18 protein-coding genes and 1 pseudogene are annotated in these 22,998 nt (G+C 68.5%); 6 read left to right on the forward strand and 13 right to left on the reverse strand.

Going from position 1 to position 22,998, the window contains the following annotated elements; all coding sequences use genetic code 11:
• Nucleotides 1–59 precede the first annotated feature (59 nt).
• The 13 genes and pseudogenes from HNR09_RS00385 to argS all read right to left on the reverse strand — a co-directional run bounded on the left by HNR09_RS00385 (nucleotide 60) and on the right by argS (nucleotide 15,395).
• Nucleotides 60–263 carry an ATP synthase F0 subunit C gene (locus tag HNR09_RS00385; RefSeq protein WP_179540247.1) on the reverse strand — a complete coding sequence of 68 codons (204 nt, stop codon included), beginning with the start codon at nucleotides 261–263 and terminating at the stop codon, nucleotides 60–62.
• 184 nt (nucleotides 264–447) lie between these two features.
• Nucleotides 448–1,251, reverse strand: a pseudogene (gene atpB / locus HNR09_RS00390) (F0F1 ATP synthase subunit A); the annotation flags it as partial.
• A 388-nt stretch (nucleotides 1,252–1,639) separates the two neighbouring features.
• A complete protein-coding gene (locus tag HNR09_RS00395; protein WP_179540248.1) occupies nucleotides 1,640–2,059 on the reverse strand; it encodes an ATP synthase subunit I in 420 nt (139 codons plus the stop codon).
• On the reverse strand, nucleotides 2,056–3,210 hold the full coding sequence (locus HNR09_RS00400) for an MraY family glycosyltransferase (RefSeq protein WP_179540249.1): 1,155 nt from the start codon (nucleotides 3,208–3,210) through the stop codon (nucleotides 2,056–2,058). Before HNR09_RS00400 ends, HNR09_RS00395 begins: the two co-directional genes overlap by 4 nt.
• Nucleotides 3,211–3,228: 18 nt before the next feature.
• The gene (locus HNR09_RS00405; protein WP_179540250.1) at nucleotides 3,229–3,915 is read right to left on the reverse strand and encodes an L-threonylcarbamoyladenylate synthase; all 687 of its coding nucleotides are present in this window, start codon (nucleotides 3,913–3,915) and stop codon (nucleotides 3,229–3,231) included.
• A complete protein-coding gene (gene prmC, locus HNR09_RS00410) occupies nucleotides 3,912–4,892 on the reverse strand; it encodes a peptide chain release factor N(5)-glutamine methyltransferase (RefSeq protein ID WP_179540251.1) in 981 nt (326 codons plus the stop codon). The genes HNR09_RS00405 and prmC overlap by 4 nt, the downstream gene beginning before the upstream one ends.
• A complete protein-coding gene (gene prfA, locus HNR09_RS00415; protein WP_179542925.1) occupies nucleotides 4,889–5,974 on the reverse strand; it encodes a peptide chain release factor 1 in 1,086 nt (361 codons plus the stop codon). Before prfA ends, prmC begins: the two co-directional genes overlap by 4 nt.
• A 144-nt stretch (nucleotides 5,975–6,118) precedes the next feature.
• Nucleotides 6,119–8,188, reverse strand: coding sequence for a transcription termination factor Rho (gene rho / locus HNR09_RS00420; protein ID WP_425488285.1), 2,070 nt, complete (start codon nucleotides 8,186–8,188; stop codon nucleotides 6,119–6,121).
• Nucleotides 8,189–8,676: 488 nt separating this feature from the next.
• Nucleotides 8,677–9,657, reverse strand: a complete 981-nt coding sequence (gene thrB / locus HNR09_RS00425) for a homoserine kinase (protein WP_179540253.1) — start codon at nucleotides 9,655–9,657, stop codon at nucleotides 8,677–8,679.
• Nucleotides 9,654–10,763 carry a threonine synthase gene (gene thrC / locus HNR09_RS00430; RefSeq protein WP_179540254.1) on the reverse strand — a complete coding sequence of 370 codons (1,110 nt, stop codon included), beginning with the start codon at nucleotides 10,761–10,763 and terminating at the stop codon, nucleotides 9,654–9,656. Before thrC ends, thrB begins: the two co-directional genes overlap by 4 nt.
• A gap of 72 nt (nucleotides 10,764–10,835) precedes the next feature.
• Nucleotides 10,836–12,164, reverse strand: a complete 1,329-nt coding sequence (locus tag HNR09_RS00435; RefSeq protein WP_179542926.1) for a homoserine dehydrogenase — start codon at nucleotides 12,162–12,164, stop codon at nucleotides 10,836–10,838.
• Nucleotides 12,165–12,267: 103 nt separating this feature from the next.
• Entirely contained in the window at nucleotides 12,268–13,749 is a 1,482-nt protein-coding gene (gene lysA, locus HNR09_RS00440; RefSeq protein ID WP_179540255.1) for a diaminopimelate decarboxylase, read from the reverse strand.
• A gap of 5 nt (nucleotides 13,750–13,754) precedes the next feature.
• On the reverse strand, nucleotides 13,755–15,395 hold the full coding sequence (gene argS, locus HNR09_RS00445; RefSeq protein ID WP_179540256.1) for an arginine--tRNA ligase: 1,641 nt from the start codon (nucleotides 15,393–15,395) through the stop codon (nucleotides 13,755–13,757).
• A gap of 107 nt (nucleotides 15,396–15,502) precedes the next feature.
• Here argS and HNR09_RS00450 point away from each other — a divergent pair, with 107 nt between their 5' ends.
• From HNR09_RS00450 to HNR09_RS00475, 6 genes are all read left to right on the forward strand, one after another.
• Nucleotides 15,503–15,862 carry an ArsR/SmtB family transcription factor gene (locus HNR09_RS00450; protein WP_179540257.1) on the forward strand — a complete coding sequence of 120 codons (360 nt, stop codon included), beginning with the start codon at nucleotides 15,503–15,505 and terminating at the stop codon, nucleotides 15,860–15,862.
• Between the two features lie 21 nt (nucleotides 15,863–15,883).
• On the forward strand, nucleotides 15,884–16,852 hold the full coding sequence (locus tag HNR09_RS00455; protein WP_179540258.1) for an SRPBCC family protein: 969 nt from the start codon (nucleotides 15,884–15,886) through the stop codon (nucleotides 16,850–16,852).
• A 283-nt stretch (nucleotides 16,853–17,135) separates the two neighbouring features.
• Complete coding sequence (locus HNR09_RS00460; RefSeq protein ID WP_343047385.1) at nucleotides 17,136–19,529, forward strand: LamG-like jellyroll fold domain-containing protein; 2,394 nt, start codon at nucleotides 17,136–17,138, stop codon at nucleotides 19,527–19,529.
• A 300-nt stretch (nucleotides 19,530–19,829) separates the two neighbouring features.
• Nucleotides 19,830–21,074, forward strand: coding sequence for a Gfo/Idh/MocA family protein (locus tag HNR09_RS00465; protein WP_179540259.1), 1,245 nt, complete (start codon nucleotides 19,830–19,832; stop codon nucleotides 21,072–21,074).
• 27 nt (nucleotides 21,075–21,101) lie between these two features.
• Nucleotides 21,102–22,031 (forward strand): carbohydrate ABC transporter permease, encoded by a 930-nt coding sequence (locus tag HNR09_RS00470; protein WP_179540260.1) that lies wholly within the window; start codon nucleotides 21,102–21,104, stop codon nucleotides 22,029–22,031.
• A 13-nt stretch (nucleotides 22,032–22,044) separates the two neighbouring features.
• Entirely contained in the window at nucleotides 22,045–22,992 is a 948-nt protein-coding gene (locus HNR09_RS00475) for a carbohydrate ABC transporter permease (protein WP_179540261.1), read from the forward strand.
• The last annotated feature ends 6 nt before the right edge of the window (nucleotides 22,993–22,998 follow it).

Below are 22,998 nucleotides of genomic sequence, written 5' to 3' on the forward strand. Positions count from 1 at the left end.
ACGGTCTGAAGGGGGTCCAGGCCAGCTGCACCCCTCACACGGGCTGTGTCAGAGCCTGGTCAGATCACGAAGGCGAAGACGATCGCCAGGACGAAGACCGCCTCAGCCAGGGCGAAGCCGAGGATGGCGATCGGCTGGAGGACACGCTGGGCCTCGGGCTGGCGAGCGACACCGTTGATGTACGCGGCGAAGACCAGGCCGATGGCGATGGCAGCACCGAGACCGGCGATGCCCATGCCGAGCATGTTCAGGGATCCATCCATGGAATTTCTCTCTTTCTGTCTCGATCCCGGTGCGTGTCACCGGGACTGTCTCTGGTCGTCCGGCCGGGGCTGCCGGCCGGACGATCGTTTCTGCGGGTGGGGCGCTCCGTGGAGAGCTCCCCGGGTCTGCGTTCTTGTCCTCGTGCCGATCGCGAGTCTGCCGATGCGGAAGGACGGGGTCAGTGGCGTCGGCCTCGATCGAACCCTGGATGTAGATCGCCGTCAGCAGCGCGAAGACGAAGGCCTGAAGGACCATCATGATCAGTTCCAGGAAGTAGAGCGGGATGGAGCCGAGCAGGATCAGGAAGCCCAGACCGCTGGAGCCGATGCCTTCCTGCTGGGCGATGAGGAACTCCGCACCGGAGCCGGCCAGCATCACGATGATGTGACCTGCCAGCATCACGGCCATCAGACGCAGCGAGTGGGTCAGCGGGCGGATGAGGAAGTTCGAGAGGAACTCGATGGGGACCAGAAGCGGCAGCAGCCACTTCGGCACGCCCGAGGGCACGGTCATCAGTTTCACGAAGCGACCGCCGTGGAGCTTGAAGCCCATGCCGATCCAGGTCACCCAGATGATCGCGGCGATGGCGTAGGCCGAGCCGGCGTGGGAGAAGGTCGGCATCTGCAGGAGGGGCACCGCGCCGAAGAGGTTGTTGAACAGCACGAAGAAGAAGACCGTGAAGAGGAACGGCACCCACGGTTTGAAGTGCTTCTCCCCGAGGATGTCCCGCCCCAGGCTGTTCCGCACGAAGGAGTAGCCACCCTCGGCGATGAACTGGAGCCTCGACGGCACCAGCTCGTGCTTCCGGATGGCGAACATGAAGAACCACCAGATGGCCAGCACGGCGAGGATGACCATCAGCATGTTCTTGCCGAAGCCGGTCCCCCATTCCGCCATCCACGGGAAGATCTCCGGAAGATGGGTCTCACTGATCGTCGGCGGGGTGAAACCACCCTCGTCGGCGGCTACGAGCGCAAGCGACTGCAACGCTGGTCCTCTCTGCGGTGTCCGTCATCGGGCACATGGGGCATGGGCCCCGGGCATCGGCGAGCCGGAGGGTCTCCGTCTCTACGTCGTTCTCGGCGCGATCGGCGGATGCTCTCCAGTGACATGCACACAGAGATATCCCTCAACCCCGGAACGGGGATGAGCTGGGGAATGGTGGTTGGACAGAATCCATCACCGTGATGCGGCCCTCAGTCAGCCTATCAAAGACCGAGGGGACGCACGGCACCTCCCTCGCGCCAGGTACAACTGTACTACGAGCTGTAGAAGTCCACGTCACTGTGACTCACCCCTCGCGACCTCACCCGCACAGCCGTCTCGGTCCGAGGACTCGTGCGACTCCGCCGGAACCAGCACGCAGGAGACGGCTTCAGCCCTCTTCGGGATCGACGGCGATGCGCATCCTCATGAAGGCAGTGATCTCGGCGATCTGCCAGACCACGACGACCCCGGCTGCGGGGAAGAGCGTCCATCCGGGGACGATCCACCCCGGTGCGGGCACCGAGGTCAGCACCACTGCCAGCAGGATGATCTTCACCGCGAATCCCAGCATGAAAGCCGTGATCGCCTGGGCGGGGACCACTCGCTCCGCGATGTCCACCAGCAGCAGGCTCAGCGCCGAGAACACGACCACGATCATTCCGCCGAGAGACGCGCTGAGCGCGGCGTCGGCACCGGCGACCGCCAGGCCGGCCAGAGCGGCGAGCAGCGTCGCGGAGACGCCCGCCGCCAGGGAGACCAGGAGCACCCTCCTCCAGCCGGTGGCACGCGGGAACAGCTTCGTCGTCATCCAGACCTCTCTCGTCGGGCGCGCAGGGCCCGCTCCGCCGCCTGTCGGTTCACCCTGCGGGCTCGGCGGCGCAACCAGGGGCTCAGGGTCAGGGCAGTGGCGGCACCCAGGGTGCCCAGCATCACCAAGCTCACGAACCACCATGGCAGGAAGCTGAAGGAGACCGCGCCGAAGGAGAAGAGTGCGGACCACAGGTAGAGGAGCAGCACCGCCTGCGGATGGGAGTATCCGCCGTCGACCAGTTTGTGATGCAGGTGTCCGCGGTCCGGGCTGAAAGGTGACGCCCCGCGGGCAGTGCGCCGGATGACGGCCAGCGCCAGGTCCAGGAGCGGCAGCAGCGTGACCGCCAGCGGCAGCAGGATCGGCATGTAGGCAGGGACGTTGCGGAAGCGCCAGCCCTCGGAGAGCTGCCCGACGTCCGAGGTCACCGCCACCGCACCGGCGGCCATCACCAGACCCAGCAGCATCGCCCCAGTGTCGCCCATGATGATGCGCGCGGGATGGAAGTTGTGCGGCAGGAAGCCCAGGCAGGCGCCCACCATCACGGCCATGAGCAGGGTGACGAGGTTGGAGGCGTCGAACTGATTGATCGACAGGGTCAGCAGATAGCTGTAGATGAAGAACGCGCTGCCGCCGATCGCCGCGACCCCCGCGGCCAGCCCGTCGAGACCATCGATGAAGTTGAAGGCGTTGATGGTCAGCACGACCAGGAACACCGTCAGGGCCGCCTGGACCGGGGCATCCCCCACTCCCAGCCAGCCGACCGGCATCACTTCCAGCCGCACGCCGTGGATCACGAGCAGAACTCCGGCGCCGATCTGGCCGATCAGTTTGAGGAACCAGTGGATGTCCCAGGCGTCGTCGGCCATCCCCACGATGAGGATCAGCACCATGGCGGCGAACACCCCGCGCACCGGGGTGAGATCGGCGAAGATGCCGCTCAGGTACGGCACTGCGGCCGCGGCCGCCAGACCCACCACCATACCCAGGAACATCCCTGCCCCGCCCCAGCGGGGCAGGGTCTGCCGGTGCATGTCCCGGTCACGGACGGGCGTGTAGACGCCCAGCGTGAGCGCGACCGTGCGCACCAGCGGCGTGACGGCATAGGTCACCACCGCGGAGATGGTGAGCACGATGAGGAAATAGATCATGAGGACGTCGGGGGCCCTTCAGCCCTCGGTGCCGCTGGAGGTGGTGTCCGACTGAGCACCGTGCACCTCGGGGACCACCGCCTGCAGCTCGGCCAGACTGATCGCACCCTCACGCACCACCTGCGGCGGTGTCACGGTGCAGTCCACGATCGTCGAGGGGCGTGTGGTGTCCCGCTCACCGTCGTCGAGGTAGACGCTCACAGCCTCTCCGAGCATCTCGCGGGCCTGCGCCACCTCGGTCGCGGCCGGCAGGCCGGTCCGATTGGCAGAGGAGACCGCCATCGGCCCCGTCTGGTTGAGGAGGTCGAGGGCGAGGTCGTCTGCGGGCATCCGCAGCGCCACGGTGCCACGGGTCTCCCCCAGGTCCCAGGCCAGTGAGGGCTGGGACCGCAGGATGAGGGTCAGCGCGCCGGGCCAGAGGGCCTCGGCGAGAACTCGTGCGGCCTCCGGCACCTCGTCAGCCAGCGCGTCCATGACAGCCTGGCGTCCGATGAGCACCGGCGGTGGCATGGTCCGGTTCCGTCCCTTGGCGGCCAGCAGGATGCTCACCGCCTGCGGGGAGAAGGCGTCCACGCCGATCCCATAGACGGTGTCGGTGGGGATGACGACGCATTCGCCTCGCTGCACAGCATCACGGGCCGCGGCGATCCCCTCGGAACGGGCTTCGAGATCATGACAGTCGACAATCTGGCTCACGCGCGTCATTCTCCCATGCTTGTGCCGCTGGACGGGCGGTGCCCTCGAGCTGTGTCTGGTCGGGCGGCATCGCCACGACCGCGGTCCAGGTCCTGGTCCGCGCGGCGCAGTCGGAGGGCGCTGGTGGCACGGTCCCGTCCGGTGAGGTCCTGGTGAGTGCGCACCTGCGCGAATCGCCGGTCGGACAGCAGCCGGTCTGCAATCGCTCGTGCCTGCGCCTCGGCGTGCTCCATGATCATCCAGCCTCCGTCGATCAGCAGCGACGCGGCGGCCTCCACCACGGCCAGCGGCATCTCCAGACCGTCCGCCCCGCCGCCGTAGAGGGCCAGTCCGGGGTCATGCTCCCGGACCTCGATCTCGGTGGGCACCATGTGCGGCGGGATGTAGGGCGGGTTGGACACGACGACGTCGAAGCTCGCCTGCCATTCCTCGGGCAGGCGGCGCAGATCTCGGCGGTGCAGCGTCACCCCGTGCGGGGTGAGGTTCTCCTCCGCCCAGGCCGCCGCCTGGTCCGAGAGCTCCACGGCGTGCACCTCAGCCGACGGGTGCTCCGCGGCGATCGATGCGGCCAACGCGCCGGAGCCGGTGCCGAGATCGATCACCCGCGGGGACGCGGTCGGCTGTGACCTCAGATGGTCCAGCACCGCCTGCGCGACCTGCTCCGTCTCGGGCCGAGGGATGAACACTCCCGGCCCGACGCGCAGCTCCAGCCCGCGGAACGGTGCCAGACCGGTCAGGTGCTGCAGCGGCACACGGCGGGTGCGCTCGTCGACCAGCGATTCGTACCGAGCCGCCGTGGCCTCGTCGACCGGTGAACCGACCAGCGCCAGAGCGACTGCCCGTCCCCTGCCTTCATCCAGCACGTGGGCCAGCAGCAGCTCGGCGTCCGCACGTGGCGACGGCACCTGGGCCGCGGTGAGACGGTCCACGGCCGCGCGCAGCAGGTCATCGAGCGCAGTCTGCGTCTCCGCTCCCCCGCCGATCATGTGCGGGAGTCCTCGGCCAGTGCGGCGAGCCGCTCCTGCTCGTCCAGCTGGAGGCAGGACTGCACCACAGCCTCCAGATCTCCGTCCATGACGGCGTCGAGGTTGTAGGCCTTATAGCCGGTGCGGTGGTCCGCGACGCGATTCTCCGGGTAGTTGTACGTGCGGATCCGCTCCGAACGGTCCATGGTCCGCACCTGGGACCTGCGCACCTGGGAGTTCTCCGCGTCGATCTGTTCCTGTTGGTGGGCCAGCAGTCGGGACCGGAGCACTCTCATCGCGGCGTCCTTGTTCTGCAGCTGCGACTTCTCGTTCTGCATGGCGACCACGATGCCGGTGGGCAGGTGAGTGATGCGCACCGCGGAGTCCGTGGTGTTCACGCTCTGGCCGCCCGGCCCGGACGAGCGGTAGACGTCGATCTTCAGGTCGTTCTGCTGGAGCTCGATCTCCTCAGGCTCCTCGACCTCCGGGAGCACCAGGACCCCCGCGGCGGACGTGTGGATGCGCCCCTGGGACTCCGTCTCCGGGACCCGTTGGACGCGGTGCACCCCACCCTCGAACTTCAGGTGGGCGAAGACGCCCAGTGCGGGGTCGGTCGCGCCGGACCGGATCGACATCTGGACATCCTTGTAGCCGCCCAGGTCCGAGGGCGTGGAGGAGATGATCTCCGTCTTCCAACCCTTCGACTCGGCATACCGGGTGTACATGCGCAGCAGATCCGCGGCGAACAGTGCAGCCTCGTCCCCGCCGGCGCCTCCCTTGACCTCGATGATCACATCGCGGACGTCGTTCTCATCCCGCGGGATGAGCATGCGCAGCAGACGCTCCGCGGCGGAGTCGAGCTGCTCCCGCAGCAGGATGGCCTCGGCGGCGAAGTCGGCGTCCTCCTCCGCGAGCTCCTGGGCCGCCTCGAGGTCCTCGGTGAGCTGGAACCACCGACGGTGGGCCTCCACCACGCCGCCGAGCCGTGCATAACGACGACCCAGTCGGCGGGCGAGGGCCTGATCAGCATGGACATCAGGGTCGGCGAGGCGTTCCTGAAGCTCAGCATGTTCGGCCAGCAATGTGTCGACCGAGTCGAACATGCGCTTCTCGATGAGGGGATCTGGGACTGCCATGGGGACGGTGACCTTCTTCTGCCGGACGAGAGGGACGGGCGGGCGATGCGACGACGGCGCCGGGAGAGGGCTGTGCGCCCTCTCCCGGCGCCGTCTGTCGTCGTCGGGCCGCTAGTCCTTCTTGTTCTTGTCCCCCAGCGCCGTCTTGCTGGCCAGCATCAGGAACTCCGCGTTCGAGCTGGTCTCCTTGAGCTTGTTGATGAGCAGCTCGAGACCCTGCTGCTGCTCCAGTCCGGAGAGGACACGGCGCAGCTTCCACATGATCTTGATCTCCTCGCCGGAGAGCAGGTTCTCCTCGCGGCGAGTGGAGGACGCGTTGACGTCCACCGCCGGGAAGATACGGCGGTCGGCGAGGTGCCGCGAGAGACGCAGCTCCATGTTGCCGGTGCCCTTGAACTCCTCGAAGATGACCTCGTCCATCTTGGATCCGGTCTCCACCAGCGCCGTGGCGAGGATGGTCAGCGAGCCGCCGTTCTCGATGTTCCGTGCCGCGCCGAAGAAGCGCTTCGGCGGGTAGAGAGCATTGGCGTCCACACCACCGGAGAGGATCCGGCCGGAGGCCGGGGCAGCGGTGTTGTAGGCGCGGCCCAGGCGGGTCATGGAGTCCAGCAGCACGACGACGTCCTTGCCCAGCTCCACCAGTCGCTTGGCCCGCTCGATGGCGAGCTCCGCGACGGTGGTGTGGTCATCGGCCGGCCGGTCGAAGGTCGAGGCGATGACCTCGCCGTCGACGGTGCGCTGCATGTCCGTGACCTCTTCAGGGCGCTCGTCGACCAGCACCATCATGAGGTGGACCTCAGGGTTGTTGATCTTGATCGACTGCGCGAGCGCCTGCAGGATCATCGTCTTGCCCGCCTTGGGCGGGGAGACGATGAGACCACGCTGGCCCTTGCCGATGGGAGCCAGCAGATCGATGACTCGAGGGCTGACCTTCTTGGGGTCGCCCTCCAGACGCAGCCGCTCCTGCGGGTACAGGGGCACCAGCTTGGAGAAGTCGACGCGGTCCGTGTTGGACTCGGCCGGCCGGCCGTTGACCGACTCCAGCTTCACCAGCGCGTTGAACTTCTGACGCTTGTTCTGGTTCTCGCCCTCGCGCGGGGCGCGGATGTGGCCGTGGACGGCGTCACCCTTGCGCAGCGTGTAGCGCTTGACCTGCGCCAGCGAGACATAGACGTCGTTCTGCCCGGGAAGGTATCCGGAGGTGCGGATGAACGCGTAGTTGTCGAGGACGTCGAGGATGCCGGCGACCGGCACCAGGACATCGTCCTCGGTGAACTCGGTGTCGTCGACCTCAGGATCGTTGCGTCCCCGACGACGGTTGCCGCGCTCATTGCGGTTGCGGTTCCGCCGGTTGCGGCGCCCGCCCTCGCCGTCGCGACCACCATCACGGTTGCCATCACGACCACCATCACGGTTGCCGTCACGACCACCATCGCGGCTGTCGCGGCTGTCACGACCACCATCACGGCTGTCACGACCGCCATCGCGGCTGTCACGGCCACCGTCACGGCCGCCGCGGCCTTCGTTCTGGCCCTTCTGGCCGGAGCGCTGACCGTCCTTCTGGCCTCCACGCTGGTCGCCCTTCTGACCCTCGCGCTGCTCGCCCCTCTGGGGCTGGTCCTCACCGCGGCCACGACGGCCACGGCCGCGCTGCTGATCCTGCTTGGAGGACTCGCCGCCCCCCTGGCGGTTGTCCTGGCGGGCGTCCTGGTCCCTGCCCTGATCCTTGCCCTGCGACTTCTCCGAGGACCTGTCGCGGTCCTTGTCACCGGTGTCTGCACGGTCGTCGCGGCCGGAGTCGGCATCCTGCTCGGCCGGCTTCTCCGCCTGATCCGAGCCCTTCGGGCCCTTCGACCCCTTGGCGGAGTCCTTCGGGCTGTCCTTGCTGGAGTCCTTGGCGGAATCCTTCTTGGCACGCTCCTCGCGGTCCGCGACGGCCCCGCCGCGCTGGTGGGCGGAGATCGCCTCGACCAGGGCAGACTTGCGCATCCGGGAGCTTCCCGTGATGCCGAGCTGCTGGGCGAGCGCCTGCAGCTGGGCGAGCTTCAGTCCCGCGAGCCCGGCAGCCTTGCCGTCGGCACCCTCGGTCTCGGTGCCCTCGGCCTTCTCCGTCTTCTTCGCGGCGGAGGCCCTCCTCTGGGTGGTCTTCTTCTCCGCCGGGGCCGAAGTCTCGGCTGTCACGGCGGTCTGTGTCGAGCCGCTCGTCTCGGTGGACTCGGCTCCCTGAGCCTGAGCGGTCTCAGTGGTGGTGTCTGTCACGAAGGATTCCTTCCCCCTCGTCAGGCAGGGGCGGCGCGGGGCGTCTCGGTGCAGAGGTGATCTGCGCGGTTGACGCGGTCCGACGTCGTCGTCCTGCATCGTGTCTTCAACGGCTCCTCAGATGGCCGTCGGCCTGTTCGTCCACTTCCACGCGTCCACAGTCGGGAGAGATTCTCTCTGATGGCTCCGGAACGTCATGCCGACATCGCAAGGCGCGTCCTGTTCCGGGTCGAAGCCCGGAGGCTGGACATGGTGCGCACAGAGAAGAAAGCGACTCGCGCAGAAGAAGTACGGCGATCATCCGCAGGAACTGTGATGTCGTCCTGAGAACTGTGCGGAGTGCTGTCCACGGGAGAACCTCATCCGACCATTGGTCGCATGGGCTGCTGCCGTTGAGCACACCGCGGCGATCACCGCGGGTACCCCTCCACTGTAGCACCTGTGCGGCTGATCGGAAGGATCGCGGGACGCCACGTGTCGCTCGCGATCCCCTCATGTGCGTCGATGTGCGCCTGGGCCTCACGGGCCGACGACTCGCCGTCGGCGAGCACCAGCACCGAGGGACCCGCGCCTGAGATCATTGCGGCGTGCCCCGCGGCCCGCAGCGAGTCGACCAGGGCCATCGACGGGGCGAAGGCGGCGCGCCGCTGCTCCTGATGGAGGCGGTCCTCCGTGGCGGCGAGCAGCAGCTCGGGCGCGGTGGTCAAGGCGTGGACCAGCAGCCCGGTGCGCGCCGAGTTGGCCGCCGCCACCGCATGGGGGACGGTCTCGGGCAGCACCCCACGAGCCTCCGCGGTGGACTGCTCGAAGTCAGGCACGGCCAGCACGGGGCGCAGCCGTTCGTGCGGGATCAGCGGGGTGGTGCGGAAGAGCTCCCCCTCCTGCCAGGACAGGGCCACTCCCCCACGCAGTGCGGGCACGTAGTTGTCCGGGTGCCCCTCGACACGCGCACCGATCTGCAGCTTCTCCTCCTCGGAGAGCCCCACCGGCAGCAGCGCGTCGGCGACGACGACGGCAGAGGCGACGGCGGCAGCGGATGACCCCAGGCCTCGGCTGTGGGGGATCTGGTTCCGGGCACTGACCTGGAGGTCAGGGAGCCGGTACCCCTTCCGAGCCAGGATCTGCCCGACCAGCGAAACGACCAGGTGGGACACGTCGCGAGGCAGGGTGGATGCGCCCTCTCCCTCCACGGTCACTGAGATCCGCGGCTGCGCAGGGTCCTGGCACGGCGAGGCGACCACGTCGATGACGTCGTACAGCTGCAGTGCCATGCCCATGCAGTCATAGCCGGGACCGAGGTTCGCCGACGTGGCGGGCACCCGCAGCCGGAAGGAGAACGTCTCCTCCAGCGGCTCCGCGAGCTCCTGCACGTGGCCGCCGGTCGCGCTCACAGTCCCAGCTGGCGTGCGACGGTCTCCACGTCCTGCGGGAGGCGCGTGGGACTGATGTCACTGCCGTCGGCGTTCTTCAGGGCCCAGTCGGGATCCTTGAGACCGTGCCCGGTCACCGTGATGACGACCTTCGACCCGGCCCGCACCTCACCGGCTGCGTGCTTGCGGATCAGCCCCGCCACGCCGGCGGCCGAGGCGGGCTCGACGAAGACACCCTCCTTGGAGGACAGCCAGCGGTGTGCCGCGAGGATTTCCTCGTCGGTGACCGCTTCGATGACGCCGCCGGACCCTTCACGGGCGGCCTCGGCCTGCTCCCAGGAGGCCGGGTTGCCGATGCGGATCGCGGTGGCGACGGTGTCCGGCTCGGTGATCGGGTGGCCTTCGACGATCGGGGCCGCTCCGGCGGCCTGGAAGCCCCACATGATCGGGGTCCGGGTGGCCTGAGGGGCCAGCGGCTCGGCCCCCTCTCCGTGGTGCGGGTTGCTCCAGGAGGTCGCGTACTCCTGGTACCCCTTCCAATACGCGGTGATGTTGCCGGCGTTGCCGACGGGCAGGAGGTGCAGGTCCGGAGCGTCGCCGAGTGCGTCGACCACTTCGAAGGCACCGGTCTTCTGCCCCTCGATGCGGGCGGGGTTCACAGAGTTGACCAGAAAGACCGGATAGGCCTCGGCAAGTTTGCGGGCGACGTCGAGGCAGCCGTCGAAGTTCCCGTCGATCTGGATCAGCTCGGCACCGTGGGCCACGGCCTGGCTGAGCTTGCCCATGGCGATCTTCCCTGCTGGGACCAGCACCGCGCAGGTCAGCCCCGCCTGGGTGGCGTAGGCCGCGGCGGAGGCGGAGGTGTTCCCCGTGGAAGCGCAGACCACGGCCTTGGCCCCCTGAGCCACCGCGGCAGTGATGGCCATGGTCATCCCACGGTCCTTGAAGGAGCCGGTGGGATTCATACCCTCCACTTTGAGGTGGACCTCACCATCGATGAGCTCGGAGAGCGCCGGGGCGTGCACCAGAGGCGTTCCACCTTCCCCCAGGCTGATGATGCGGGTGTCGTCGTCGACCGGGAGACGGTCGGCGTATTCGCGGATCACTCCGCGCCACTGGTGCGCCACGGCGTTGCTCTCCTGTTCCTGCGGATCTGACGATGGGCGGGCGGGCCTGTCTCGAAGGCCCGCCCGTCGAGGCTACTGTTCGATCTCCACGCGCAGCACCGAGGTGACGGCGCGCACGACCTCGAGGGCCTTGAGGGTGGCGACCGTCTCCGCCAGGGACTTCTCCTGGGCGGGGTGGGTGACCACCTGCAGCACGGCGCCGTTGTCGTGGTCGGTGTCGACCTCACCGTCCACGGAGACGATCCCTGGCTGCCGCATCGCTTCGATGGAGACGTGGTGGTCGGCGAAGACGCGGGCGATCTCAGCGATCACGCCCTCCTCGTCGGCCACCTCCATGTCGATGTAGTACTGGGTGCGGGCCTTCTCGATCGGCAGCGCCGGCACGATCTCCGCCGGTTCCGAGGGCTCCAGCACCGTCGTGCCCTGGCGCAGTAGGCGTGCGGCAGAGACGAGATCGCCCAGCACGGCCGAGGAGGTGGGCACCCCGCCGGCGCCCTGGCCGTAGAACATAAGCTCACCGGCGTTCTCCGCGACCACGAAGACGGCGTTGAAGGCCCCGCGCACGCTGGCCAACGGATGGGTCCGGGGAAGCAGCGTCGGGTGCACACGCAGCACCGCGCCCTCTCCGTCGAACTTCTCCGCGATGGCCAGCAGCTTGATCACATAGCCGGACGCCGCGGCCGCTTCGATGTCGGCGCCGGTCACCGCGGTGATGCCCTCGCAATGGACGTCATCGATGGTGAACGGCGCGTGGAAGGCCAGGGCGCCCAGGATCGCCGCCTTGGCGGCCGCGTCGTGCCCCTCGACGTCGGCCGTCGGGTCCGCCTCCGCGTAGCCCAGGCGCTGGGCCTCGGAGAGCGCGTCCTCGAAGGCCGCACCGGTGGTGTCCATCTGGTCGAGGATGTAGTTCGTGGTGCCGTTGACGATGCCCATCACCTTGGTGATGCGGTCACCGGAGAGGGACTCCTGGATCGGCCGCAGGATCGGGATGGCGCCACCCACGGAGGCCTCGAAGTGGAGCGGCGCGCCGGTCTCGGCGGCGGTCGCAGCGAGCTCCCCGCCACGGACGGCGAGAAGCGCCTTGTTGCCGGTCACGACGCCCGCGCCCCGGCGCAGCGCACGATCGATCAGCGCGCCCGCCGGCTCCAGCCCTCCGAGCAGCTCGATGACCAGGTCGGCCTGGTCCACCAGGGACTCGGCATCCGTGGTGAGCAGCTCACCGGGGATCCGCCAGTCACGGGGGGCCTCGACGTCGCGCACGGCGACACCGATCAGCCGGACCGGCGCACCGACCCGGGCGCTGATGAGGTCACGCTCCTCCACGAGAGTCCGTGCCACCTGGGCACCGACGCTCCCTGCTCCGAGCAGTCCGATCGTCAGCGGTTCTGCGGCGCTGGCCATGGTCACCCCGTTCTGTGTGCGGTCGTGGTCAGGTCGTCAGGGCTGCCATCGTCTCGAGCGCCCCGCGGGATGGTCGGCGCAGGCACACACCTGCGGACGGCTCTCAGCCTCCCGGCAGGTAGCCGGTGTCGCGGCCGAGCATCTGCTCCTCGGTCTCGCGGCGGATGAGCACCTGAGAGGCCCCGTCCTTCACCGCGACGACTGCGGGCCGGGTCAAGCAGTTGTAGTTGCTCGAAAGCGAATGGCAGTAGGCACCGGTCGCGGGGACCGCGATGAGGTCGTCCCGCGCCGTCGTCGTCGGCAAGTATACGTCGCGGACGACGATGTCTCCGGATTCGCAGTGTTTGCCCACTATGCGAGACAGGACATGCTCCCCGGTCACCTGTCGACCGGCGAGCACCGCTGAGTAGTCAGCGTCGTAGAGGACGCCGCGGGCGTTGTCGCTCATCCCTCCGTCGACGGCGACGTAGCGGCGTGACAGGGTCTCACCCGCCGGCCCGTCGACCTGCACGTCCTTCTGCACGCCGACTCGATAGAGGGTCACCCCGGCGGGTCCGACGAGGGCTCGGCCGGGCTCGATGGAGATCCGCGGGATCGCGATGCCCGCCTTCGCGCTGGCGCTTCGGACCGCCCCGGCCAGAGCCTGTGCGATCTCCTGCGGCTGACGCGGAGCATCCGCCTCGGTGTAGGCGATGCCGTGCCCTCCACCGAGGTCCAGCTCAGGGAGCTCCGTTCCGTGGACCTCCCGGACCTGCCCGAGCAGGCCGATGAGCTTGGCTGCGGCGACTTCGAAGCCCTCGGGCTCGAAGATCTGCGACCCGATGTGACAGTGCAGCCCGCGCAGCTCGATGTGCTCGGCCGCCAGCGCCCGCTCCACCGCGGTCCAGGCAGGGGACCCGGCGAAGGGATTCCCGCCGGTGGTCCGCCCCGCATCCTCGATCGAGGCCGGGGTCAGGGAGAGCCCGAACTTCTGGTCCTCGTGCGCGGTGGCGATGTACTCATGGGTCGAAGCGTGCACCCCGGGGGTCAGCCGCAGCATCACGGGAGCGGCGACCCCGGCGGCCGCCGCCAGCTGCTCGATGCGCTCCAGCTCGTCGAGGGAATCGGCGATGATGCGCCCGATGCCTGCCTCCAGAGCCCGGCCGATCTCCGCGTCGGACTTGTTGTTGCCGTGCAGCCCGATCCGGGAGGGCTCGACCCCGCCGGCCAGCGCAAGGGCGAGCTCGCCGCCGGAGGCGGTGTCCACGCACAACCCTTCCTCTGCGGCCCAGCGGGCGACGTGGGTGCTCAGGAAGGCCTTGCCGGCGTAGAAGACGTCGACCTCCGCCTCCGGAGCGAAGGCCTCCGCGAAGGCGCGCCGGAAGGCCCGGGCACGAGCGCGGAAGTCGGCTTCGCTGATGACATAGAGCGGGGTGCCGTGCTGCGCGGCGAGACTGACGACGTCGACACCGCCGAGCACCAGGCGCCCTTCGGGGTCGCGGTGGGCGTCTGCCGGCAGCAGCTGCCGCTCCAGTGCGGCCGAGTCGGTGAGCGGGCGCAGCCATTCGGGGGCCAGCGGATGTGGTGCGGTGATCGCCTCGGCCATCGGGCTCACATCCTCTCCGGGGCGGAGACGCCGAGCAGGGCGAGACCGTTGCGCAGCACCTGGGCGGTGGCATCGTTGAGCCAGAGTCGGGTGCGGTTGGTGTCAGTGATCTCCTCGCCGGCGCGGGGCACCATGCGACAGGTGGCGTACCAGGAGTGGTAGGCCGCCGCGATCGACTCGAGGTGGCGGGCCACTCTGTGGGGCTCGCGCATCTCGGCGGCACGGGCGACGACGGAGGGGAACTTCCCGAGGTGGGCCAGCAGCTCCTCCTCCGCGGTGTGGGAGAGCAGCGCGGCGTCGAAACCGGTGCGGTCCACGCCCGCCTCGACGGCGTTGCGCGCGGCGGCGCAGGCGCGGGCATGGGCGTACTGGACATAGAAGACCGGGTTGTCGTTGGTCTTCGACCGCAGCAGCTCCGGGTCGATGTCGATCGGCGAGTCCGCGGGGAAGCGGGCCAGCGTGTAGCGCAGAGCATCGGCCCCCAGCCAGGTGATCAGGTCGGCCAGCTCGATGATGTTTCCGGCGCGCTTGGAGAGCTTGGCTCCCTTGACGCTCATCAGCTGGCCGATGAGGATCTCGATGTTGCGGTCGGGGTCGTCCCCGGCACAGGCGGCGATGGCCTTGAGCCGGACCACGTAGCCATGGTGGTCCGCCCCGAGCAGGTAGATCTTCTCCTCGAAGCCGCGCTCCCGCTTCGAGAGGTAGTAGGCGGCGTCGGCGGCGAAGTAGGTCGGCTCACCGTCGGCCTTGAACAGCACGCGATCCTTGTCATCGCCGAAGTCGGTGGTGCGCAGCCAGACGGCGCCGTCGCGGTCCTCGATATGGCCCTGGCCGCGCAGCGTCTCCACCGCTGCGGCCACTTTGCCGTCATCGTGGAGGGACTGCTCGGAGAAGTAGACGTCGAAGTGCACGCCGAACTCCGCAAGGGTGTCCTTGATCTGCCCGAACTGCGCCTGGTAGGCGAGCTCTCGGACGATGGGCAGGGCCTCCTCCCGCGGCAGGTCCACCAGGTCGGCGCGCGCCGCGAGGGCCTCCTGGGCCAGCTCCTGAGTGTACTCCCCCGGGTAGCCGCCCTCGGGGACGGCTTCCCCGTGGAGACGCGCCAGCACCGAGGCCGCGAAGACGTTCATCTGGTTGCCGGCGTCGTTGATGTAGTACTCGCTGGTGACCTCGGCGCCGGAGGCACGCAGCAGGCGGGCGAGCGCGTCTCCCAAGGCCGCCCATCGGGTGTGGCCCAGGTGCAGGGGCCCGGTGGGGTTCGCTGAGACGAACTCCATGTTGATGGTGTGTCCGGCCAGCGCCTCGTTGTGCCCGAAGGTCTCCCCGGTCTCCACGATCGTGCGCGCCAGCTGACCGGCCGCCGCGGCGTCGAGGGTGATGTTGATGAAGCCAGGTCCGGCGATCTCCACCGCCGCGATGCCCTCGGCTTCGCGCAGCCGAGCGGCGAGCAGCTCGGCAAGCTGCCGAGGTGCCATGCCCGCCTTCTTGGCCAGCTGCAGAGCCACGGTGGAGGCCCAGTCGCCGTGGCCTCGGCTCTTGGGTCGCTCGATGATGATCGTCTCAGGGATCTCGACGGTCAGCTCACCGGCCTCGACGGCCTCGGAGAGCACATGGGTCACTGCTGAGGAGAGTTCTTCGGGAGTCACCCGAACAGTCTACGGCGGCGGCGGCAGAGCCTGAAAGCGCCACGACCACGGGCCACCGAGCCGCCAGCCCTTGACGGTGGGAGGAGCGGGGCATAACGTACAACCTGATGGTTTCATATCGAGTGCCGCAGACTTCCGGCGTCGCCCCTCTGGAGGACGACGACGTCGACCGGATCTTCCGCGCGCTGGCCGATGCCACGCGGCGCGACATCATTCGCCGCACCCTGGTGGAGGAGGAGACCATCTCCGCCCTGGCGGAGGCCTACGACATGTCCTTCGCCGCCGTGCAGAAGCACGTCACCGCCCTGGCCGCCGCAGGCCTGGTCGCCAAACAGACCCGGGGCCGGGAACGCCTGGTGCGCGCCCGCCCCGAGACCATCCGACACGCGCAGTCCCTCCTGCACCGATACGAGGAGCTCTGGCGCACACGCCTCACGCGACTCGACGACCTGCTGGCTGAGGACTGAGCCCTTCAGGAAGGCAGCACCATGCCCATCACCTCAGTGGACAAAGACCTCGAGGCCCTGACCATGACCGTCACCGCGGACTTCCCGGTCCCGCTGCGCCGCCTGTGGGACGCCTACGCCGACCCACGCCAGCTCGAACGCTTCTGGGGGCCGCGCGAGTGGCCCGCCACCTTCACCCGACATGACATGTTTCCGGGCGGACGCTCCGCGTATGTGATGACCGGCCCGGAGGGGGAGACCTCGGCCGGCTGGTGGGAGTTCCTCGCCGTGACGCCGCCCCACTCCTTCGAGGTCCTGGACGGGTTCGCCGGACCCGACGGCGAGCCGGACCGGAACATGCCGACGATGCGGATGGCCTTCAGCTTCGAGGAGTCCGCCGACGGGTCCCGCCTGCTCGTCCGCACCTTCTTCAACTCAGCCGACGAGCTGGAGGAGCTGCTGACTATGGGAATGGAGGAGGGCCTCCGCTCGGCACTGAGCCAGGTGGACGAGGTCCTCCACGACCCCCTGCCCCGCTCCCCCGCCCGCTCGCAGCTTCTCAACGACACCCAGGTCCGCATCAGCCGGGTCATCGCAGGATCCGTGGAGGATGTCTGGCAGGCCCATCGCAGCCCGGAGCTGCTGCGGCGCTGGATGCTCGGACCTGACGGATGGACGATGCCGGTGTGCGAGGTGGCCGAGGATCCCGGGGACGCGTACCGGTTCGAGTGGGAGTCCGACGAGGGTGAGCAGCGCTTCGGCTTCACCGGGGAGATCCTGGAGTCCCAGCCCCCGCATCGTGAGGTGACGACCGAGCGGATGATCGGCGTCGAGGGCTCCAGCACCACCAATGAGCTGACGCTGACCCCGGTGGACGCAGGGACGCTGCTGAACGTGGTGATCACCTATCCGGACAAGGAGCTGCGCGACACCGTCCTGGGCACCGGCATGGTGGACGGCATGGAGACCAGCTACGCCCGACTCGAGTCAGAGGTGCTCCCTCACCCCTGAGGCACCGGGCGCACCGTGCACCCGACGGGGCCGACCCCGCGGGCGCTCGGCCGATTCCGGCCGCCCACGGAGCCGGCAGCCTGGAGGGGTCACGGTGGGCCTGCCTGTCTCTCGACGACCGTTAGCGCGGCACACCCTTGACATGAACATGCAACGTTGTAACCTGAGCCACATTCCAACGTTGTACATCGCGACACCGGCAGGTGCCGCGAGCTGCGACACAGGGAACCCAGGCGCCGTGGTGCGCCCCACCGGACCATCGCTCGACCGATGAGGAGAACCTGTGACCATCCGGAGCACCCCCCGGAGCGCCGCGGCGACCACGCTCGCCGCCGCGCTGACCCTCACCCTGGCACCGTCGGCCTCCGCGGCCCCGCCGGGGCCCGACCTGCCAGACCCTCCCGCCTTCACCGAGGTCACCGTGCACGACCCTGCACTGGTCGCCGCCGGCGACGAGCATTGGGTCTTCGGCTCCCACCTCGCCGCCGCCAAGACCGAGGACTTCATCGACTGGGAGCAGACCGCCCATCACGTCACCCCGGAGAACCCGCTCTTCGAGGACGTCACACAGGAGCTGGCCGAGACACTCGAATGGGCGGAGTCGGACACGCTGTGGGCGCCCGATGTGGTCCAGCTGCCGGACGGGCGCTTCGCCATGTACTACAACGCCTGCCGTGGCGACTCGCCACGCTCGGCGATGGGTGTGGCCATCGCTGACGAGGTGGACGGCCCCTATGAGGACCAGGGCATCATCCTGCGCTCCGGACATCGCGAGGGCGAGGGTCCCAGTGAGGACGGCACCGCCTATGACGGCACCGTCCACCCCAACGTGGTCGACCCGGACATCTTCTATGACGAGCACGACGACCTCTGGATGGTCTACGGCTCCTACTCCGGGGGCATCTTCCTCCTGGAGCTCGACGAAACCACCGGGCTGCCGAAGCCGGACCAGGGCTACGGCACCCACCTGATGGGCGGCAACCACAGCCGGATTGAAGCGCCGAACATGATGTTCGACGAGGAGAGCGGCTACTACTACCTCTTCACCACTTTCGGGGGCCTCGACGCCGACGGCGGCTACAACATGCGCGTGGCCCGCGCCGAGGACCCGGCCGGACCGTACTACGACGCCGAGGGCCACGACATGCGCGAGGTGAAGTCCGACCCCGAGCTGCCGATATTCGACGACGAGAGCATCGAGCCCTACGGCACCAAGCTGATGGGCAACTTCCTCTTCCAGCGCGAGCTCGGCGACCCCGGCGCGGGCGACGGAGTCGGCTACGTCTCCCCCGGCCACAGCACGAGCCACCTGGACCCGGAGACCGGCAGGATGCACCTGATCTTCCACTCCCGCTTCCCCGGGGAGGGAGAGCGTCACCACGTGCGCACCCATGAGATGCATATGAACTCCCAGGGCTGGCCCGTGGTGGCGCCGTACCGGTACGCCGGCGCCGAGGCGCAGAAGGTGCATCGCCCGCATGCGGTGGGCGACTACCGCCTCATCGATCACGGCAAGGCCATCAGCGATGAGATCGCCCGGGCCGTGGACATCACTCTGGAGCGGAACGGCCGCATCAGAGGCGACGTGGAGGGCCGCTGGAAGCTCACCGGTCAGCACGGGGCCGAGCTCACCATCGACGACGAAACCTACCACGGGGTGTTCACCCACGAATGGGATCCCACCACCTCCGACTGGGTGCTCAGCTTCAGCGTGCTCTCCTCTGCGGGAGTCAGCCTCTGGGGCAGCCAGCTGGAGCCGATGAGCGACGAGGACGTCGTCGCCGCGATCCGCGACGAGCTGCCGCTGCAGGGGGTGGACGAGGTCCTCTCGAGCCTGGAGCTTCCCCAGGAGGCCAGCCGCGGGGCCCAAATCACCTGGACCAGCAGCGACGAATCGATCATCACAGCCGACGGCGACGTCACCCGCCCTGAGCCCGGCTCGGCGGATGCCGAGGTCACGCTCCACGCCGAGATCACCCTGGGCGACCACCAGGAGACCGCACGCTTCGACGTCGTCGTCCCCGCCCGGCCCGAACCCGGCATGGTGGCGCACTACCGCTTCGACGGCAACCTCTCGTCGGCCGAAGGCAGGACCGGGGACGCGGCCGGGGACGGCGTGGTCACCGGAGACCGCATCGAGGACCTCCGCCCGGATGAGCAGGCGAGCTTCACCCAGGGAGTCGACGGCCAGGCCCTGCAGCTGGACGGTGACTCCGGGATCCGCCTGCCGGACGGCCTGATCAGCGATGCCGACTATGCCGTCAGCTTCTGGGTGCGGCCGGCCACGGTGGCCCCCTACACCACCACCTTCTTCGGCGCCCGGTCAGACACCGCCTGGGTCAGCCTGGTGCCCGATGCCGGACCCGACACGGAGGGCAGGACCACCCTGTGGTCCGGCTCGGCGCAGCGCTACCTCGGCGATGCGGGTGAACAGCTGCCCGTGGACGAGTGGACGCACGTGGCGTTCACCGTGGAGGGCGGTGCTGTCGAGGTTCTCCTGGACGGCGAGCTGGCCCATTCCGGTGAGGACTTCCCCGAAGTGTTCACGACCGCTGACGGCGTGTTCGCCCTCGGAGTGAACTGGTGGGACACGCCGTTCCACGGCGCCATCGATGACCTGCGCGTCTTCCACGGCGGGCTCGACACCGAGGAGCTCGCGGAGCTGGCGACACGCTGAGGCAAAGCACCCAGCGCTGACAGAACGTCACGGGAGGGGCGGTCGACCCGAGAGGGTCGACCGCCCCTCTGGCGCGTCAGCCGGATCAGGAGCGACGCCGGGCGCGGCCGCCGGCGCCGACGCTCCAGCGGCGTTGCATCGATACAAGAAAACGATTCACTTTGTCCCACAAGAATGTGAGTCTTGACACACTCCCTCTTTCCGTTGATAGTTGAGCGCAAATGTTGATCATTGTTCGAACGCGTTGACCTCTCCGCCTCGGACCGCACTCCGCTCCTGCCGCACGAAAGGGCACCACCCATGCATCAGCTTCCCCCGGAACCTGCCAGCCGACTCTCTCCCGAGGCGGGCAGCTTCAGCATCGGCATCGTCGGCGCCGGCCAGTTCTCCAAGAGCTTCGCCACACTCTGGGACCGGCACCCCCACGTCTCCCGGCTCAGCATCACCGACCTGCAGCCGGAACGGGCTGAGCAGCTCGCCGCGAATTACGACGGAGCCACCGTGGTGGGCAGCTTCGAGGCGATGCTGGCCTCCGACGTCGACGCCGTCGCGATCTTCACCCAGCGCTGGACGCACGGGCCGCTGGTGCTGGCCGCCCTGGAGGCCGGTAAGCACGTCTACTCCGCGGTGCCGATGGCCGTGGAGCTCACCGAGATCGAACAGATCATCGCCGCCGTGGAGCGCACCGGTCTGACGTACATGATGGGCGAGACCAGCTACTACAACCCGGCCACGGTCTACATGCGGGAGAAGGTCCGCACCGGCGACCTCGGCCAGGTCTTCTACTCCGAGGGCGACTACGTCCACGACATGGACCTGGGCTTCTACGCGGCCTACCAGTACAGCGGCGGCGAGAACTGGAAGGCCACGGCCAGCTACCCTCCCATGCTCTACCCCACCCACGCTGTGGGCGGGGTCCTCGGCGCGCTTCCAGCCAGAGCCGTCAGTGTGAGCTGCCTCGGGGTGAAGGACCGGCGAGCAGACGGCGTCTTCGACCGCGAGGTCAGCCAGTTCGACAACGACGTCTCCAACGCCACCGCCCTGTTCGAACTCTCCGACGGGGGCGTGCTGCGCACCAATGAGATGCGCCGGGTGGGCTACCCCTCCCATATCCGCGAGTCCCGCTTCCGATTCTTCGGCACCGAGGCGAGCTTCGAGCAGCTCGCCCACCAGACGGTCTGGAACGACAAGACCGAGTCCCGCGACATCTCCGATGACTTCCTTCCGGTGCGGGACAGCAGCGGGGACACCGACCTCAGCGACGTCGACCCCGCCCTGCGCGCCGCCTTCACCTCCGGCACGGCCCCGGTGCACGACCGTTCCCGCCTGCCCGCGGAGTTCGAGGGGGCTCCCAACGGCCACGAGGGAGCCCACCACTACCTGGCCGACGACTTCGTGCGCGGCGTGGTCACCGGGGAACGGCCCCCCGTCGACGCCTGGCTGGCCGCGAAGTTCACCGCCCCGGGCATCGTCGCCCACGCCTCGGCCCGTGCCGCCGGCACCCGCATGGACATCCCCGACTTCGGCGACGGACCCGGCCGCTGACGGCGGCGGAGCCCCTGGGAGGACCTGATGAGCGCAGTCGAGAACCCCGCCCCCGCACGGCCGCGTCTCGGCCGACCCCGCACGGCCGGACGCCGCGATGACACCCGGCTGGCCCTGATGTTCATCCTGCCCGCCGCGATCGGACTGGTGGTGTTCTACTTCTGGCCGCTGGTCCGCGGGATCTGGCTCAGCTTCACCTCCTGGGACATCCTCACCCCGGCCCGCTTCGTCGGGCTGGCCAACTATCAGGAGATGATCGGTGATCCGGTCTTCTGGAACGCCGTGCGGGTCACGCTGATCTATGTGGTGATCAACATCGGGGTGCAGACCGTGGTGGCGCTGCTGCTGGCCGTGCTGATGCAGCGCCTGAGCCGCTCCATCCTGCTCCGCTCCCTGGTGCTGACCCCTTTCCTGGTCTCCAATGTCGTCGCGGCCCTGGTGTTCCTGTGGATACTGGACTTCCAGCTCGGCATCGGCAATCAGTTCCTGGACTCGCTGGGGGTCGGCCGGGTCGGCTTCTTCACCACCGAGGCCTGGGTCATCCCGACCATCGCCCTGGTCAACGTCTGGCGACACATGGGCTACACGGCGCTGCTGCTCTTCGCCGGCCTCCAGGCGATCCCGTCCAACCTCTACGAGGCCGCACGGGTGGACGGGGCGTCCGAGCTGCGGCAGTTCTTCACGATCACGGTGCCGCTGCTGCGCCCCATCCTGGGGCTGGTGCTGATCATCTCCGTGATCGGCTCATTCCAGGTCTTCGACACCGTGGCAGTCACCACCAACGGCGGCCCTGTCGACTCCAGCCGCGTGCTGCAGCTCTACATCTATGACAACGCCTTCGGCCAGTTCAACTTCGGCTACGCCGCCGCGCTGAGCGTGGCGCTGCTGGTGATCCTCCTGGTGGTCACCGTCCTGCAGTACCGGGTGACCCGAGCCGGCCAGACGGACCTGAACTGAGGAGGCCACGACCATGACCAGTGCTGCGACCGCCCTCGACCCGACCGAAGCCCGCCCGGCCTCTCCGCCGCCCGCACCTCGACGACGTCCTCCCCCTCCGGGCAGGATCCTCGCCTGGGCCCTGATGGTCATCCTGCTGATCATCACGCTGTTCCCCTTCTTCTGGATGCTGCGCACGGCGCTGTCCAGCAACAGCGCGCTCTACGCCAACACGATCTCGCTGATGCCTGCCGATGCGAATCTGGGAGGGTTCCAGCGGGTCTTCGGACTGCAGGAGACCGAACAGGCCATCGCGGAGGGCGGGTCCGGAGCGTCGATCGACTTCTGGCGCTACCTGATCAACACCGTCCTGATGGCCACCGGCATCACCCTGTGCCAGGTCTTCTTCTCCGCCATGGCGGCCTACGCGTTCTCCCGGCTGCACTGGCGCGGACGGGACTTCGTCTTCGGGCTGTTCCTGATCTCGCTCATGGTGCCGGTGATCTTCACCCTGCTCCCGAACTTCCTCCTGGTACGCGAGCTGGGCCTGATCGACACGCTGCTGGGGATCATGCTGCCCAGCATGTTCATGACCCCCTTCGCCATCTTCTTTCTGCGGCAGTTCTTCATGAACGTGCCCCTGGAGGTGGAGGAGGCGGCGATGATCGACGGCGCCGGCAGGATCAGGGTGTTCTTCACGCTGATCATTCCGATGACGGCGGGGCCGGTCGCCACAGTGTCGATCCTGACCTACATCACGGCCTGGAACGACTACCTGTGGCCGCTCATGGTGTCCTACACCGACGATTCCCGGGTGCTGACCGTGGCCCTGGGCAACTTCACCGAGCAGAGTCCACAGACCGGGCCGGACTGGGCGGGACTGATGGCCGCGACGCTGGTGGCGGCGCTGCCGATGCTGCTGCTCTTCCTAGCATTCGCCCGGCGCATCGTCAGCTCCATCGGCTTCAGCGGGATCAAGTGAGGAGGT

Source organism: Nesterenkonia xinjiangensis (assembly GCF_013410745.1).
GTDB classification, from domain to species: Bacteria; Actinomycetota; Actinomycetes; order Actinomycetales; family Micrococcaceae; genus Nesterenkonia; species Nesterenkonia xinjiangensis.

Bases quoted from the DNA above. Each gene is read 5' to 3' on its own strand.
- HNR09_RS00385 (WP_179540247.1), bottom strand. From the start codon at position 263: ATGGATGGATCCCTGAACATGCTCGGCATGGGCATCGCCGGTCTCGGT.
- HNR09_RS00395 (WP_179540248.1), bottom strand. From the start codon at position 2,059: ATGACGACGAAGCTGTTCCCGCGTGCCACCGGCTGGAGGAGGGTGCTC.
- HNR09_RS00400 (WP_179540249.1), bottom strand. From the start codon at position 3,210: ATGATCTATTTCCTCATCGTGCTCACCATCTCCGCGGTGGTGACCTAT.
- HNR09_RS00405 (WP_179540250.1), bottom strand. From the start codon at position 3,915: ATGACGCGCGTGAGCCAGATTGTCGACTGTCATGATCTCGAAGCCCGT.
- prmC (WP_179540251.1), bottom strand. From the start codon at position 4,892: ATGATCGGCGGGGGAGCGGAGACGCAGACTGCGCTCGATGACCTGCTG.
- prfA (WP_179542925.1), bottom strand. From the start codon at position 5,974: ATGTTCGACTCGGTCGACACATTGCTGGCCGAACATGCTGAGCTTCAG.
- HNR09_RS00435 (WP_179542926.1), bottom strand. From the start codon at position 12,164: ATGGCCAGCGCCGCAGAACCGCTGACGATCGGACTGCTCGGAGCAGGG.
- lysA (WP_179540255.1), bottom strand. From the start codon at position 13,749: ATGGCCGAGGCGATCACCGCACCACATCCGCTGGCCCCCGAATGGCTG.
- HNR09_RS00450 (WP_179540257.1), top strand. From the start codon at position 15,503: ATGGTTTCATATCGAGTGCCGCAGACTTCCGGCGTCGCCCCTCTGGAG.
- HNR09_RS00455 (WP_179540258.1), top strand. From the start codon at position 15,884: ATGCCCATCACCTCAGTGGACAAAGACCTCGAGGCCCTGACCATGACC.
- HNR09_RS00465 (WP_179540259.1), top strand. From the start codon at position 19,830: ATGCATCAGCTTCCCCCGGAACCTGCCAGCCGACTCTCTCCCGAGGCG.
- HNR09_RS00470 (WP_179540260.1), top strand. From the start codon at position 21,102: ATGAGCGCAGTCGAGAACCCCGCCCCCGCACGGCCGCGTCTCGGCCGA.
- HNR09_RS00475 (WP_179540261.1), top strand. From the start codon at position 22,045: ATGACCAGTGCTGCGACCGCCCTCGACCCGACCGAAGCCCGCCCGGCC.